This is a genomic window from Lysobacter sp. GCM10012299, from assembly GCF_042649405.1.
Classification (GTDB): Bacteria; Pseudomonadota; Gammaproteobacteria; order Xanthomonadales; family Xanthomonadaceae; genus Lysobacter_J.
In genome coordinates this window covers 413103-427315 of sequence record NZ_JBHRZC010000002.1, presented here as the reverse complement: position 1 = coordinate 427315, position 14213 = coordinate 413103, and the positions used below count along the sequence as shown (strand labels likewise).

The following is a 14213-nucleotide window of genomic DNA, read 5'->3' as shown; positions in this document are numbered from 1 at the left end:
GTACGAACATGTTGAAGATGACCCACCTGAGCAAGGTCTACCGCACCCACATGATCGAGACGCACGCGCTGCGCGGTTTCGACATCCACGTGCGCGAGGGCGAGTTCGTCGCCGTCACCGGGCCGTCCGGCTCGGGCAAGACCACCTTCCTCAACATCGCCGGCCTGCTGGAGGATTTCAGCGACGGCGATTACCTGCTCGATGGCGTCTCGGTGAAGGGGCTCGATGACAACGCCCGCTCGCGCCTGCGCAACGAGAAGATCGGTTTCATCTTCCAGGGCTTCAACCTGATCCCCGACCTGAACCTGTTCGACAACGTCGACGTGCCGCTGCGCTACCGCGGCATGAACGCCGCCGAGCGCAAGCAGCGCATCGAGCACGCGCTCGGCCGCGTCGGCCTGATGTCGCGCATGAAGCATTACCCGTCCGAGCTCTCCGGCGGCCAGCAGCAGCGCGTCGCGATCGCGCGCGCCCTCGCCGGCTCGCCCCGCCTGCTGCTCGCCGACGAACCGACCGGCAACCTCGACTCGCTGATGGCGCGCGGCGTGATGGAACTGCTCGAGGAGATCCACGCGCAGGGCACCACGATTGTCATGGTCACCCACGACCCGGAACTGGCCGCGCGCGCGCAGCGCAACGTCCACATCATCGACGGCCAGGTGACCGACCTCGACGATGCCCCGCGCCTGGGCGGCGAACTCGCCGCTGCCACCGCCGCCACCACCGTGCCGGCCAACTGAGGACACCGCCATGATGGGCTACTACCTCCGATTGGCCATCATCTCGCTTAGGCGAAACCGCATCCTCACCGCGTTGATGGTCGCCGCGATCGCGCTCGGCATCGGCATGTCGATGACCTCGATGACCGTGCTGCACATGATGTCGGCCAACCCGCTGTCGCATAAGGACGAGCAGGTCCGTCGCGTGCAGCTCGACAACTGGGACGCCAACGATCCGTGGGACGAAGACAACCCGTCCGAGCCGCCGGACCTGATGACCTACCAGGACGTGCGCAACCTGGTTGCCGCGCACAAGGCCGAGCACGAGGCCGGATTCTTCCCCAACGTGCTGTCGCTGGAACCGGCGCAGCGCGAGATCAAGCCGTACATGGTCGAGGCGTTGTTCACCACCCATGGCTTCTTCCCGATCTTCGAGCCGCCCTTCAAGTACGGCGGTGGCTGGAGCCAGGCCGAGGACGACAATGCCGCGCGCGTGGCCGTGATCGACCAGGAAACCAACGAGAAGATCTTCGGCGGCGAGAACAGCGTCGGCCGCAAGATCCGTCTCAGCGGCGAGGACTACACCGTCGTCGGCGTGCTCGAGAAGTGGCATCCGACGCCGCTGGTCTATCACATCGCCGCCGGCGCCTTCAACGACCCGCAGGCGGTGTTCGTGCCGATGAGCATCGGCATCGAGAAAGAGCTGGTCAGCGGTTCCAACAACAGTTGCTACGAGGACCGCTCCGACCCGGGTTACCAGGGACTGCTCGGTTCGGAATGCATCTGGATGGACCTGTGGGTGCAGGTCAAGGACGACGCCGACGCGCAGCGCTACCTGAGCTTCCTCAACAACTACGTCAACGAGCAGAAGAAGAACGGTCGCTTCCCGCGGCCGCTCAGCAACAAGCTGCGCAGCGTCTCGGAGTGGCTGGTCGCGGAGAAGGTGGTCAGCCGTGACGCGCGCACGCAGGTGTGGCTGGCGTTTGCCTTCTTCGCCGTCTGCCTGATCAACACCGTGGGCCTGCTGCTGGCGAAGTTCATGGGCAAGTCCTCCGAGATCGGGCTGCGCCGCGCCGTCGGCGCCAGCAAGCCGGCGGTGTTCGCCCAGTACCTGACCGAGTCGGGCCTGGTCGGCCTGGCCGGCGGAGTAATCGGCCTGGTGTTCACCGGTTTGGGCCTGCTCGCCTTGCGCAAGCTCTACGCCGGCACTTCGATCGAGAAGCTGGCGCAGCTGGACTGGACGATGGTCGGCCTGTCGCTGCTGATCGCGCTGGTCGCCAGCCTGATCGCCGGCCTGTACCCGACGTGGCGCGCCTGCCAGGTGCAGCCGGCCACGCAATTGAAGACGCAGTAACGGAGCAGACCATGGAATTCCGTCCAGTACTCAACGCGCTCATGCGCAACAAGACAGGCCTGCTGCTGATCGTGCTGCAGGTCGCCATCACCCTGGCGATCGTCTGCAACAGCGTCTTCATCATCCTGCAGCGCATCGAGAAGGTGAACCGTCCCAGCGGCATGCAGGAAGCCGGACTGTTCACCGTCAACAGCCTCGGCTTCGCGCCGGACTTCGACCTGGCCGGCAGCCTGCGCCAGGACCTCGACGCGCTGCGTTCGATCCCGGGCGTGATCGACGCGACCACCATCAACTCGGTGCCGCTGTCGCAGGGCGGCTGGAGCGAGGGCCTGTCCGACCAGCCCGACAGCGTGCCGCAGGACAAGCGCATCCGTGAGAGCTCGGCCATCTACATGGTCGACGAGCACGGCCTCAACACGCTCGGCGTGAAGCTCATCGCCGGCCGCGACTTCAATGCCGGCGACATCAGCCCGCGCACCAAGGACGACAAGGGCACGCTGCACTCGGTGATCATCACCCAGGCGCTGGCCGAGAAGATGTTCCCGGGTGGAACGGCGGTGGGCAAGACGATCTACAGCAGCCTGGGTGGCAAGAACGGACCGGTGACGGTGGTCGGCGTGGTCGAGCGCCTGCAGGCGCCGTGGGTGGGCTGGGACAAGGTCGAGCAAACCACCATCGTGCCGCAGTACAGCCTCGGCGAGTTCGACGCCAACAGCGCGCGCTACCTGATCCGCGCCGAGCCGGGCCGTCGCGACGAGGTGATGAAGGAAGCCGAACGCAAGCTCGGCGAGATCAACACCGGCCGCATCGTCCGCGGCATGCGCTCGATCGAGGAAGTGCGCGGCGACAGCTACCGCCAGGACCGCGCGATGACCATGGTGCTGACCACGGTGATCTTCGCCCTGCTCGCCGTCACCGGGCTTGGCATCGTCGGCATGGTCAGCTTCTGGGTCACCCGCCGCATCAAGCAGATCGGCACGCGCCGCGCCCTCGGCGCCCGCCGCTTCGACATCCGCCGCTACTTCATGATCGAGAACCTGATCGTGGTCGGCATCGGCGTCGCAGTGGGCCTGGTGCTGACCTACGGCTTCAACATGTGGCTGATGAAGCACTACGAGCTGCCGCGCCTGGCGTGGTACTACGCGCCGCTGGGTGCGCTGACCGTGCTGTTGCTGGGCCAGTTGGCGGTGTTCGGCCCGGCCACGCGCGCCACCCGGGTGTCCCCGGCCGTGGCCACGCGCACCGTCTAGGCCATGGCGTCCGCAGTGCCGGACGGCGACCACCGTCCGGCACATGGCGGCCACGCGGCCAATTGCTACGCTAGGCCGATGCGCACGATCCTGGTCATCGACGACAACCATGCCGTGCACGTCGCACTCGACGTGCTGTTCTCGCTGGCCGACCTGCGCGTGCTCAGCGCGGAATCGCCGGACGAGGGCATGGCCCTGCTCGAACGCGAGAACATCGACCTGGTCATCCAGGACATGAACTTCACCGCCGACACCACGTCCGGCGAAGAAGGCATCGCGCTGTTCCGCACCATCCGCGACCGCTTCCCCGATTTGCCGATCATCCTGCTGACCGCATGGACGCGGCTGGAGTCCGCGGTCGCGCTGGTCAAGGCCGGCGCCGCCGACTACCTCGGCAAGCCGTGGGACGACCACAAGCTGATGACCGCGGTGACCAACCTGCTCGAACTGGGCGAGGCCAACCGCGCACTGGCCGAGCGCCGCGCCGAAGAACGCCGTCGCCGCAAGGAACTCGAACGCGATTACGACCTGCGCGGCGTCGTCTTCGACGATCCCGCCAGCGAGCGTCTGATCAGCCTGGCCTGCCATGTCGCCCGCGCCAACGTGCCGGTGCTGATCAGCGGCCCCAACGGCGCCGGCAAGGAGCGCATCGCCGAGATCATCCAGGCCAACTCCTCGGTGCGCGGCGGACCGTTCGTGACGCTCAACTGCGGTGCGCTGCCGTCGGAACTGATCGAAGCCGAACTGTTCGGCGCCGAAGCCGGTGCCTACACCGGCGCCAACAAGTCGCGCGAGGGCAAGTTCGAAGCGGCCGATGGCGGCACGCTGCTGCTCGACGAGATCGGCAACCTGCCGCCGGCCGGTCAGATGAAGCTGTTGCGCGTGCTGGAAACCGGTCGCTTCCAGCGCCTGGGCTCAAATCGCGAACGCCAGGTGGATGTGCGGGTCATCGCCGCCACCAACGCCGACCTGCCGGCGATGATCCGCGCCGGCACGTTCCGCGAGGATCTCTACTACCGCCTCAACGTCATCGAGCTGCGCGTGCCGCCGCTGTCCGAGCGGCGCGGCGACATCCTGCCGCTGGCCGAATACTTCCTCGAAGGCCGGCGCCAGCTCGGCGAAGGCGCGCGGTTGGCATTGCTGCGGCACTCGTGGCCGGGCAACGTGCGCGAGATGAAGAACGCGATCCAGCGCGCCCTGCTGCTTGGCCAGTCCGAACGCATCGAACCGGACGAACTCGGCCTGCCCGACGCGCCGCCGCAACCGCGGCCGCACGGCGACGACGAGGTCAGCCGCGAGGCGATCGAAGCGGCCATGCGCCGCGCCGGTGGCGTGCTGAGCCAGGCCGCCGCCGAACTCGGTCTCAGCCGCCAGGCGTTGTACCGCCGCCTGGAAAAGCTGGGCATCCCGCGCTGACGCCATGCGCCCGCCGTCGCACCGCTTCTCGTTGACCGGCAAGCTCGCCTTGCTGCTGTTCGCCTTCGCGCTGGTCGCGACGGGTGCCACGGTGCTGTTCGACTACCTGCTCGACAACCTGGCCCTCGCCGCCTGCCTGTCGGCGCTGCTGTGCGCGGTGCTGGCGCCGTGGCTGGCGCACCGCTATCTGGCGCGGCAGCTGAGCCTGTTCCGTGCACTGTCCGGTTCGGTCGCCAGTTTCCGCGATGGCGATTTCAGCTTCAGCCTGGCGCGCCGCTCGCAGGACGAACTCGACGACCTCGTCGCCGCGCACAACGAACTGGGCAACGTGCTGCGCCAGGAACGGCAGTCGCTGTTCCAGCGCGAGCTGCTGCTCGACACCGTGGTGCAGAACACCCCGACCGCGCTGGTGCTGACCGAGCCGGGCGGCGCCATCGTCTACGGCAACCTGGCCGCGCGGCAGTTGTTCAACGACGGCCGCAAGATCGAGGGCCTGCGCTTCGCCCAGCTGGTCGAGCGCACGCCCGCGCCGTTGCGCGAAGCACTGGGTGAAGGCCGCGACCGTCTCTTCACCTTCGAGTATGCCGGCCAGGAAGAGACCTACCACCTCGCCCGCCGCGAGTTCCACCTCAATGGCCGCGTGCACACGCTGTTCCTGTTCAAGCGACTGACCGCCGAACTCAATCGCCAGGAAGTGGCGACGTGGAAGAAGGTCATCCGCGTGATCAGCCACGAGCTCAACAACTCGCTGGCGCCGATCACGTCGCTGGCGCATTCCGGTGCCGAGCTGCTGCGCCGCGAGGATTACAGCAAGCTCGGCCGCATCTTCGACACCATCGAGGAGCGCGCGCGCCACCTGCACGGTTTCCTGCGCGCGTATTCCAGCGTCGCCAAGTTGCCGGTGCCGGAACTGGAGACGATCCAGTGGTCAACGTTCCTGATGCGCCTGCAGCAGCACTATGCCTTCCAGCTGGACGGCAATCCGCCGGAGGACACGGTGCGGTTCGACCCGGCGCAGATCGAGCAGGCCCTGATCAACGTGCTCAAGAACGCGCACGAGTCGGGCTCGTCGCCGGACCACGTCACGCTGGCGGTGCGCCAGATCGGCCGCATGGTCCGCATGGAAGTGGGCGACCGCGGCCCGGGCATGTCGGAAACCGTGCTGGCCAACGCGCTGGTGCCGTTCTACTCGACCAAGCGCACGGGCAGCGGACTGGGCCTGGCGCTGGCGCGCGAGATTGCCGAGGCGCACGGCGGCCGCATCGCCCTGGCCAACCGCGACGGCGGCGGCCTGACGGTGAGCCTGACGCTACCGGTGGAATAACCCGTCGTCCCGCCCCATCACCGTCATCCCGGCGAAAGCCGGGATCCATTTGCTTCTGCTCGAGGCGATGGCAGTCGCAAGATCAAAGTGGGTCCCGGCTTCCGCCGGGACGACGAATCAGTGCTTCGGCAGCTTCTTCGGCCGCTGCCACCCTTCAATCGACGTCTGTCGCGCACGCGCCACCGACAACTGCCCTTCCGGCGCATTGCGCGTAATCACCGATCCGGCCGCGATCGTCGCATCCTTGCCGATCGTCACCGGCGCCACCAGCGACGAGTTCGAGCCGATGAACGCACCGTCCTCGATGATCGTGGTCGACTTGTTCACCCCGTCGTAGTTGCAGGTGATCGTGCCGGCTCCGACGTTGACGCCGCTGCCGATCACCGCATCGCCGATGTAGCTGAGGTGGTTGGCCTTGCTGGTCACGCCGATGCGCGCGTTCTTGGTCTCGACGAAGTTGCCGATGTGCACGCCATCGGCCAGCACGGTGCCCGGACGCATGCGCGAGTACGGGCCAATCTGCGCCGCGCCTTCGACGACCACGCCATCGAGGTCGCAATGCGCGCGCACTTCGGTGCCCGGTCCCAGGCGCACGTCCTTGAGGCGGCAGAACGGGCCGATGCGCACGCCGTCGCCGAGTTCGACGCGGCCTTCGAGCACCACGTCGACATCGATCTCGACGTCATGGCCGACGGTCACTTCACCGCGCTGGTCGAACCGCGCCGGATCGGTCAATCGCGCGCCCTGCAGGCACAGCGCACGCGCCGCGCGGCGCTGGAAGGCGCGCTCGAGCTGCGCCAGCTGCCACGGGTCATTGGCGCCCTCGACCTCGAGCGGATCCTGCACGTGCACCATCTCGGCGGCGTTGAATTCCGACGCGGCCGATGCAAACACGTCGGTGAGGTAGTACTCGCCCTGGGCGTTGTCGTTGCCCAGGTGCTCCAGCCAGCCACGCAGTGCCTCGCCATCGGCGACCAGGATGCCGGTGTTGACGGTCTGGATGGCACGCTGCTCGTCGTCGGCATCCTTGTGCTCGACGATGCGGCCGACGCGCCCCTGCGGGTCGCGCACGATGCGGCCGTAGCCGCTGGGGTCGTCGAGGTCGGCCACCAGCACCGCGATCCGGCCCGGTGCCGCCAGCAGGTGCCGCAGGGTCTCGCCGGTGATCAGCGGCACGTCGCCGTACAGCACCAGCACGCGCGCGTCCTGCGGCACGGCCGGCATGGCCTGCTGCAGTGCATGGCCGGTGCCCAGGCGCTGCTCCTGCTCGGTCCAGTGCAGGTCGGTCTGGTCGGCGAAGGCGGCACGCACCTGGTCGCCACCATGGCCATAGACGACATGGATGCCGTCGGCGCCCAGCTTGCGCGCGGTGTCGATGACATGGGCGAGCATCGGCTTTCCGGCGATGTTCTGCAGCACCTTGGCCTTGGTGGACTTCATCCGCTTGCCCTCGCCCGCGGCGAGGATGACGACGTGCAACTGGCTCATGCGGGTTCCTGTGCGATTGCTGCGCCGGCGGCGGCGCCAGGGGCCAATCTTAGCAATCCCCACCGTCGCGACGCCCTGCCCCGGCCGCGGGCGGCGCTTTGTCTACGGGCGCATTGTCTACAATCGGCCCCATGCGCAAACTTCTCCCCGACTCGACGCTGCTCCGCCAGGGCGGCAGCTACTTCGTCATCGGTCTGGTGCAGCTGCTCGTCGACTGGGCGACCTTCGTTGCGTTCAGCGCGCTGGGCATGGCGGTTGAGCCGGCCAACATCTTCGGCCGCATCGGCGGCGCGCTGCTCGGCTTCTGGCTCAATGGCCGCTTCACCTTCGCCGGCGCCGACACCGCCGTCGGCCGCCGCCAGCTGATGCGCTTCCTCGCCATGTGGGCGGTGACGACGATCATCAGCACCTGGGGCGTGGCCCATGTCGACCGGGTCATCGGCCTGCACTGGGCCTGGCTGGCCAAGCCGGTCATCGACCTGGGCCTGGCCGCGGCGCAGTTCGTGCTGTCGCGGCACTGGGTCTACAAGCGCTGACGCCCGTCACCGTTCGTCCTGAGCGTAGCGCAGCGAAGTCGAAGGACTGACGCCGCAGCTGCGTCGGCCATCCTTCGACTTCGGTCCTTCGGCCCTACGCTCAGGACGAACGGTGCAGGCGGGGCGAACCAAACGAAAAACGCCGGCACGAGGCCGGCGTTCTCGCGAAACATCTGGTCGCCTGGGCGATCAGTGCTTCATGTTCTTGCGCAGGCGCTCGAGCGCGCTGAGCTGGGCGATGCTCATGGCCAGCTGGCTCTGGGCTTCTTCCATGCTCATCTTCGGATCCTTCTTCGACAGGATCCGCTCGGCTTCTTCCTTGGCGGCGCGGACAGCGGCTTCGTCGATGTCCTGGGCGCGCACGGCGGTGTCGGCCAGCACGGTCACGACCGTCGGCTGCACTTCGAGGATGCCGCCGGAGATGGCGAAGTCCAGGTGCTCGCCGCCCGGCAGCGTCACCACGACCTTGCCCGGCTTGAGACGGGTGATCAGCGGTGCGTGCTTGGGCGCGATGCCCAGCTCGCCCATTTCACCGGTGGCGACCACGAGCTCAGCCTCGCCGTGGAAGATCTCCTGCTCGGCACTGACGATGTCGCAACGGATGGTGGATGCCATGGGTCTCTCCGATCAGCCCGCGATCTTCTTGGCCTTCTCGACCGCTTCCTCGATGCCGCCGACCATGTAGAACGCCTGCTCCGGCAGGTGGTCGTACTCGCCTTCGACGATGCCCTTGAAGCCGCGGATCGTGTCCTTCAGCGCGACGTACTTGCCCGGGGAACCGGTGAAGACTTCGGCGACGTGGAACGGCTGGCTGAAGAAACGCTCGATCTTGCGCGCGCGCGACACGGCCTGCTTGTCTTCTTCCGACAGCTCGTCCATGCCGAGGATCGCGATGATGTCCTTCAGTTCCTTGTACTTCTGCAGGGTCGACTGGACCTTGCGCGCGACTTCGTAGTGCTCCAGGCCGATCACGTTCGGATCGAGCTGGCGCGAGGTCGAGTCGAGCGGGTCGACGGCCGGGTAGATACCCAGCGAGGCGATGTTTCGCGACAGCACGACGGTGGCGTCGAGGTGGGCGAAGGTGGTCGCCGGCGACGGGTCGGTCAGGTCGTCCGCGGGCACGTACACGGCCTGGATCGAGGTGATCGAACCGGTCTTGGTCGACGTGATGCGCTCCTGCAGGACGCCCATTTCCTCGGCCAGCGTCGGCTGGTAACCCACGGCCGACGGCATGCGGCCCAGCAGCGCCGACACTTCGGTACCGGCCAGCGTGTAGCGGTAGATGTTGTCGACGAACAGCAGCACGTCGCGGCCCTTGCCCGAAGCGTCCTTCTCGTCGCGGAAGTACTCGGCCATGGTCAGGCCGGTCAGCGCGACGCGCAGGCGGTTGCCCGGCGGCTCGTTCATCTGGCCGTACACCATCGCCACCTTGTCGAGGACGTTGGAGTCCTTCATCTCGTGGTAGAAGTCGTTGCCCTCACGGGTACGCTCACCCACGCCGGCGAACACGGACAGACCCGAGTGCGCCTTGGCGATGTTGTTGATCAGTTCCATCATGTTGACGGTCTTGCCGACGCCGGCGCCGCCGAACAGGCCGACCTTGCCGCCCTTTGCGAACGGGCACATCAGGTCGATGACCTTGATGCCGGTTTCGAGCAGGTCGTTGCCCGAGGACTGGTCCTCGTACGACGGGGCGGCGCGGTGGATTTCCCAGTGAGCCGAAGCGGTGACTTCACCGGCTTCGTCGATCGGGCGACCCAGCACGTCCATGATGCGGCCCAGGGTGCCCGAGCCGACCGGCACCGAGATGCCCTTGCCGGTGTTGTTGGCCACCAGGTTGCGCTTGAGGCCGTCGGTCGAGCCGAGCGCGATGGTGCGCACGACGCCGTCGCCAAGCTGCTGCTGCACTTCGAGCGTGATCTCGGTGTTGTCGACCTTCAGCGCGTCGTACACCTTCGGCACGGACTCGCGCGGGAACTCGACGTCGACGACCGCGCCGATGATCTGAACGATCTTGCCCTGACTCATGGTGGTTTCCTCGTAACTTTAAAGCTGGTGTGCGGTCGCGACGATCGCGCCCACGTGATTGGGTGATGGCTGCGCCGGCGCGGTCAGACCGCGGCGGCGCCGCTGACGATTTCCGAGATTTCCTGGGTGATCGCCGCCTGGCGGGCCTTGTTGTAGACCAGGTTCAGCGTGCCGATCAGCTTGGTGGCGTTGTCGGAGGCGGCCTTCATCGCGACCATGCGCGCGGCATGCTCGGAGGCGACGTTCTCCAGCACCGCCTGGTACACCAGCGACTCGACGTAGCGGGTCAGCACGTGCTCCAGCACGCTGGCCGCGTCGGGCTCGTAGATGTAGTCCCAGTCGTGGTGCGCGACCTTCGTGTCCGACTCGGGCAGCGGCAGCAGCTGGTCGAACGCCGCGCGCTGGGTCATCGTGTTGACGAAGTCGTTGTAGCAGATGAAGACGCGGTCGACGTTGCCGCTGCTGTAGCCGTCCAGCATGACCTTGATCACGCCGACCAGCTGCTCGAGCTTGGGCTGGTCGCCCAGGTGGGTGACCGAGCCGACCATGTTGACGTTGATGCGACGGAAGAACACCGAGGCCTTCTGGCCGATGGTGACCACGTCGATCTCGACGCCCTGCTCCTGCCACTTGCGGAACTCGCCCAGCAGCTTGCGGAACAGGTTGTTGTTGAGGCCGCCGGCCAGGCCACGGTCCGAGGACACGATGATGTAGCCCACGCGCTTCACGTCCTGGCGCTCGACCAGGTACGGATGCTGGTAGTCGGAGTTGGCCTGGGCCAGGTGACCGATCACCTGCTTCATCACGCGTGCATACGGACGCGAGACCTTCATCCGGTCCTGCGCCTTGCGGATCTTGGATGCCGAGACCATTTCGAGCGCGCGCGTCACCTTGCGGGTGTTCTGCACGCTCTTGATCTTGGTTTTGATTTCGCGGCCGCCTGCCATGTATCGCTCGCTATCGGTTCGTCATCGAGCGGGCCGGAGCCCGCCATTGGCGCAGGGATGGGCCGAAGCCCGTCCTAGCGACTCCTTACCAGGTGCCGGTCTGCTTGAACTCGGCGATACCCTGCTTGAAGGTCGCCTCGATCTCGTCGTTCCAGCTGCCGGTGGCGTTGATCTTGTTGACCAGCTCGCCCTGGGTGTTGACGAAGTGGGCGTGCAGGCCTTCTTCGAACGCCAGGATCTTGCTGACCGGCACGTCGTCGATGTAACCCTCGTTGACGGCGTAGATCGACAGCGCCTGCAGCGCGATCGACATCGGCGCGTACTGCTTCTGCTTCATCAGCTCGGTGACGCGCTGGCCGCGCTCGAGCTGCTTGCGGGTGGCTTCGTCCAGGTCGGAGGCGAACTGCGCGAACGCAGCCAGCTCACGGTACTGGGCGAGGGCGATACGGATGCCGCCCGACAGCTTCTTGATGATCTTGGTCTGGGCCGCACCACCGACGCGCGACACCGAGATACCGGCGTTCACGGCCGGGCGGATGCCGGCGTTGAACAGGTCGGTCTCGAGGAAGATCTGGCCGTCGGTGATCGAGATCACGTTGGTCGGAACGAACGCCGAGACGTCGCCGGCCTGCGTTTCGATGATCGGCAGCGCCGTCAGCGAACCGGTCTTGCCGGTGACCTTGCCTTCGGTGAACTTTTCGACGTACTCCTCGGAGACGCGGGCTGCGCGCTCGAGCAGGCGGCTGTGCAGGTAGAACACGTCACCCGGGTAGGCTTCGCGACCCGGCGGGCGCTTGAGCAGCAGCGAGATCTGGCGGTAGGCCACGGCCTGCTTGGACAGGTCGTCGTACACGATCAGGGCGTCTTCGCCGCGGTCGAGGAAGTACTCGCCCATGGTGCAGCCGGAGTAGGCGCTGATGTACTGCATCGCGGCCGACTCGGACGCGGTGGCGGCCACGACGATCGTGTGCGCCAGCGCGCCGTTCTCTTCGAGCTTGCGCACGACGTTGGCGACGGACGAGGCCTTCTGGCCGATCGCCACGTACACGCACTTAATGCCGGTGCCCTTCTGGTTGATGATCGCGTCGATCGCCAGGGCGGTCTTGCCGGTCTGGCGGTCACCGATGATCAGCTCGCGCTGGCCACGGCCGATCGGGATCATCGCGTCGACGGTCTTGTAACCGGTCTGCACCGGCTGGTCGACCGACTTGCGCCAGATCACGCCCGGGGCGACGCGCTCCACCGGAGCGGTCAGCGACGCGGTGATCGGGCCCTTGCCGTCGATCGGCTCGCCCAGCGCGTTGACGACGCGGCCGAGCAGTTCCGGACCGACCGGCACTTCGAGGATGCGGCCGGTGGTCTTGGCCACGTCGCCTTCGCGCAGGTGCTCGTAGTCACCCAGGACCACGGCGCCGACCGAGTCGCGCTCCAGGTTCAGCGCGAGCGCATACGTTGCGTTCGGCAGCTCGATCATTTCGCCCTGCATCACGTCAGCCAGGCCGTAGATGCGCACGATGCCGTCGGACACCGAGGTGACGGTGCCTTCGTTGCGCGCTTCGGCGGTCAGCTTGACCTTCTCGATGCGGGTCTTGATCAGTTCACTGATTTCGGACGGGTTGAGCTGGGTGGTAGCCATGGGTTGGAGTCCCTTGATCCGGTATTACCCGGAATTTGCAGATGAATTCGTTTATTGCGCCAGCGAGGACTGCAGGCGCGCGAGCTTGCCCTTGAGCGAGCCGTCGATGACCACTTCGCCAGCGTCGATCACGGCGCCGCCGATCAGCGAGGCGTCGACCGCGGTCTCGATCTCGACGTTGCGGCCAAAGCGCCTGACCAGCGCGGCCTTGATGGCGTCGAGCTCGGCCGCCGGCAGTTCGCTGGCAGCGGTGACCTTGGCCTTCACCACGCGCTCGGCATCGGCGCGCAGCTCCTCGAACAGGCCGGTGATTTCCGGCAGCAGGGCGAGGCGGCGGTTGTCGGCGAGCAGGCCGAGGAAGCGGGTGAACGCTTCGTCGGCACCGTCCATCGCCAACAGGCCGACGGCGTCGACCGGGTTGATCAGCGGATGGCCGAGCAGCGCCTGCGCCTGCGGATCGGCGGCCACACGGGCGGCGAACGCGAGCGCCTGCGACCATGCGGCAGTGCGGCCGCTTTCACGCGACAGCGCGAAGGCGGCACGGGCGTACGGACGGGCGAGGGTCAGTGCCTGGGTCATCGCTCAGCTCAGATTTCTGCGGCCAGCTCGTCGAGCAGCGCCTTGTGGGCGTTGGCATCGATTTCGCGCTTGAGCAGCTTCTCGGCACCGGACACGGCCAGCGTGGAGACCTGCTTGCGCAGCTCCTCGCGGGCGCGGTTGGCGCTCGCTGCGATCTCGGCGTCAGCCGCCGCCTTCTGGCGGTTGGCTTCTGCGATCGCGTCGTTCTTGGCCTGGTCGATGATCTGATTGGCGCGCTGGTGCGCCTGCTCGATGATCTCGTTGGCCTTGGTACGGGCGGTGCGCAGCTCGGCGTCGACGCTCTGCTGTGCCTGCGCGAGGTTCTTCTGGCTCTGCTCTGCAGCGGCCAGGCCCTCGGCAATCTTGTGTTGACGTTCTTCGATCGCCTTGTTGAGGGGCGGCCAAATGAACTTCATCGTGAACCAGATGAGGATCGCGAACGTGATCATCTGGCCGAAGAAGGTCATGTTGAGATTCATGACAGCTCCGATAGGACGCTGCGGGCGGTGATGCCCGGGAGAGCCGTCCGCAGTGCGGACGGCTCCGGTGCTTCTACAACAACTGCGAACTGATTAATGCGCGGCGCCGGCGGTGGCGGCAGCAGCATTCTTCACTTCGCCCAGCAGCGGGTTGCCGAAGGCGAACAGCAGGCCGACGGCCAGCGCGATGATGAACGCCGCGTCGATCAGGCCGGCCAGCAGGAACATACGGCCCTGCAGCATCGGCACCAGCTCCGGCTGACGGGCAGCCGACTCAAGGAACTTCGAGCCCATCAGCGCGATGCCGAGGCAAGCGCCGATAGCGCCGAGGCCGACCATCATGCCGATCGCGATAGCGGTCAGGCCCTGCACACTGGCGATGAATTCCATGGTTTTCTCCTACTGAAACGTTTTGGTTGGATAGATGAAGCGCGGAAGGGTGAAGCGAAAACGAAAA

At 66.6% G+C, this 14213-nt stretch carries 14 protein-coding genes; 6 read left to right on the top strand and 8 right to left on the bottom strand.

The window, feature by feature from the left end:
* Positions 1-8: 8 nt before the first annotated feature.
* The 5 genes from ACFOPO_RS06295 to ACFOPO_RS06275 all read left to right on the top strand — a co-directional run bounded on the left by ACFOPO_RS06295 (position 9) and on the right by ACFOPO_RS06275 (position 6063).
* Entirely contained in the window at positions 9-740 is a 732-nt protein-coding gene (locus tag ACFOPO_RS06295; protein WP_386702021.1) for an ABC transporter ATP-binding protein, read from the top strand.
* A 13-nt stretch (positions 741-753) separates the two neighbouring features.
* Positions 754-2073: an ABC transporter permease gene (locus tag ACFOPO_RS06290; protein ID WP_386702019.1), complete on the top strand. Its 1320-nt coding sequence runs from the start codon at positions 754-756 to the stop codon at positions 2071-2073.
* Between the two features lie 11 nt (positions 2074-2084).
* Positions 2085-3323: an ABC transporter permease gene (locus ACFOPO_RS06285; RefSeq protein WP_386702017.1), complete on the top strand. Its 1239-nt coding sequence runs from the start codon at positions 2085-2087 to the stop codon at positions 3321-3323.
* A 78-nt stretch (positions 3324-3401) separates the two neighbouring features.
* Positions 3402-4739 (top strand): sigma-54-dependent transcriptional regulator, encoded by a 1338-nt coding sequence (locus tag ACFOPO_RS06280; protein ID WP_386702015.1) that lies wholly within the window; start codon positions 3402-3404, stop codon positions 4737-4739.
* A gap of 4 nt (positions 4740-4743) precedes the next feature.
* The gene (locus tag ACFOPO_RS06275) at positions 4744-6063 is read left to right on the top strand and encodes a sensor histidine kinase (protein ID WP_386702013.1); all 1320 of its coding nucleotides are present in this window, start codon (positions 4744-4746) and stop codon (positions 6061-6063) included.
* Positions 6064-6180: 117 nt separating this feature from the next.
* Here the strand turns inward: ACFOPO_RS06275 and glmU are convergent, their stop codons facing one another.
* Entirely contained in the window at positions 6181-7551 is a 1371-nt protein-coding gene (glmU, locus tag ACFOPO_RS06270) for a bifunctional UDP-N-acetylglucosamine diphosphorylase/glucosamine-1-phosphate N-acetyltransferase GlmU (protein ID WP_386702011.1), read from the bottom strand.
* 131 nt (positions 7552-7682) lie between these two features.
* Here glmU and ACFOPO_RS06265 point away from each other — a divergent pair, with 131 nt between their 5' ends.
* Positions 7683-8087, top strand: coding sequence for a GtrA family protein (locus ACFOPO_RS06265; protein WP_386702009.1), 405 nt, complete (start codon positions 7683-7685; stop codon positions 8085-8087).
* Positions 8088-8276: 189 nt separating this feature from the next.
* On the opposite strand, the gene ACFOPO_RS06260 is transcribed toward ACFOPO_RS06265, so the two are convergent.
* From ACFOPO_RS06260 to atpE, 7 genes are all read right to left on the bottom strand, one after another.
* On the bottom strand, positions 8277-8702 hold the full coding sequence (locus ACFOPO_RS06260) for a F0F1 ATP synthase subunit epsilon (RefSeq protein WP_158732385.1): 426 nt from the start codon (positions 8700-8702) through the stop codon (positions 8277-8279).
* Positions 8703-8714: 12 nt separating this feature from the next.
* Positions 8715-10115, bottom strand: a complete 1401-nt coding sequence (gene atpD / locus ACFOPO_RS06255; RefSeq protein ID WP_200608918.1) for a F0F1 ATP synthase subunit beta — start codon at positions 10113-10115, stop codon at positions 8715-8717.
* Positions 10116-10198: 83 nt separating this feature from the next.
* Positions 10199-11062 carry a F0F1 ATP synthase subunit gamma gene (atpG, locus tag ACFOPO_RS06250; protein WP_386702006.1) on the bottom strand — a complete coding sequence of 288 codons (864 nt, stop codon included), beginning with the start codon at positions 11060-11062 and terminating at the stop codon, positions 10199-10201.
* 85 nt (positions 11063-11147) lie between these two features.
* Positions 11148-12698 (bottom strand): F0F1 ATP synthase subunit alpha, encoded by a 1551-nt coding sequence (gene atpA, locus ACFOPO_RS06245; RefSeq protein WP_386702004.1) that lies wholly within the window; start codon positions 12696-12698, stop codon positions 11148-11150.
* A gap of 51 nt (positions 12699-12749) precedes the next feature.
* Positions 12750-13277, bottom strand: a complete 528-nt coding sequence (locus tag ACFOPO_RS06240) for a F0F1 ATP synthase subunit delta (protein ID WP_386702002.1) — start codon at positions 13275-13277, stop codon at positions 12750-12752.
* Positions 13278-13285: 8 nt separating this feature from the next.
* Positions 13286-13756, bottom strand: coding sequence for a F0F1 ATP synthase subunit B (locus tag ACFOPO_RS06235; RefSeq protein WP_200608926.1), 471 nt, complete (start codon positions 13754-13756; stop codon positions 13286-13288).
* A gap of 93 nt (positions 13757-13849) precedes the next feature.
* Positions 13850-14146, bottom strand: coding sequence for a F0F1 ATP synthase subunit C (gene atpE / locus ACFOPO_RS06230; RefSeq protein ID WP_158732391.1), 297 nt, complete (start codon positions 14144-14146; stop codon positions 13850-13852).
* Positions 14147-14213: the final 67 nt, after the last annotated feature.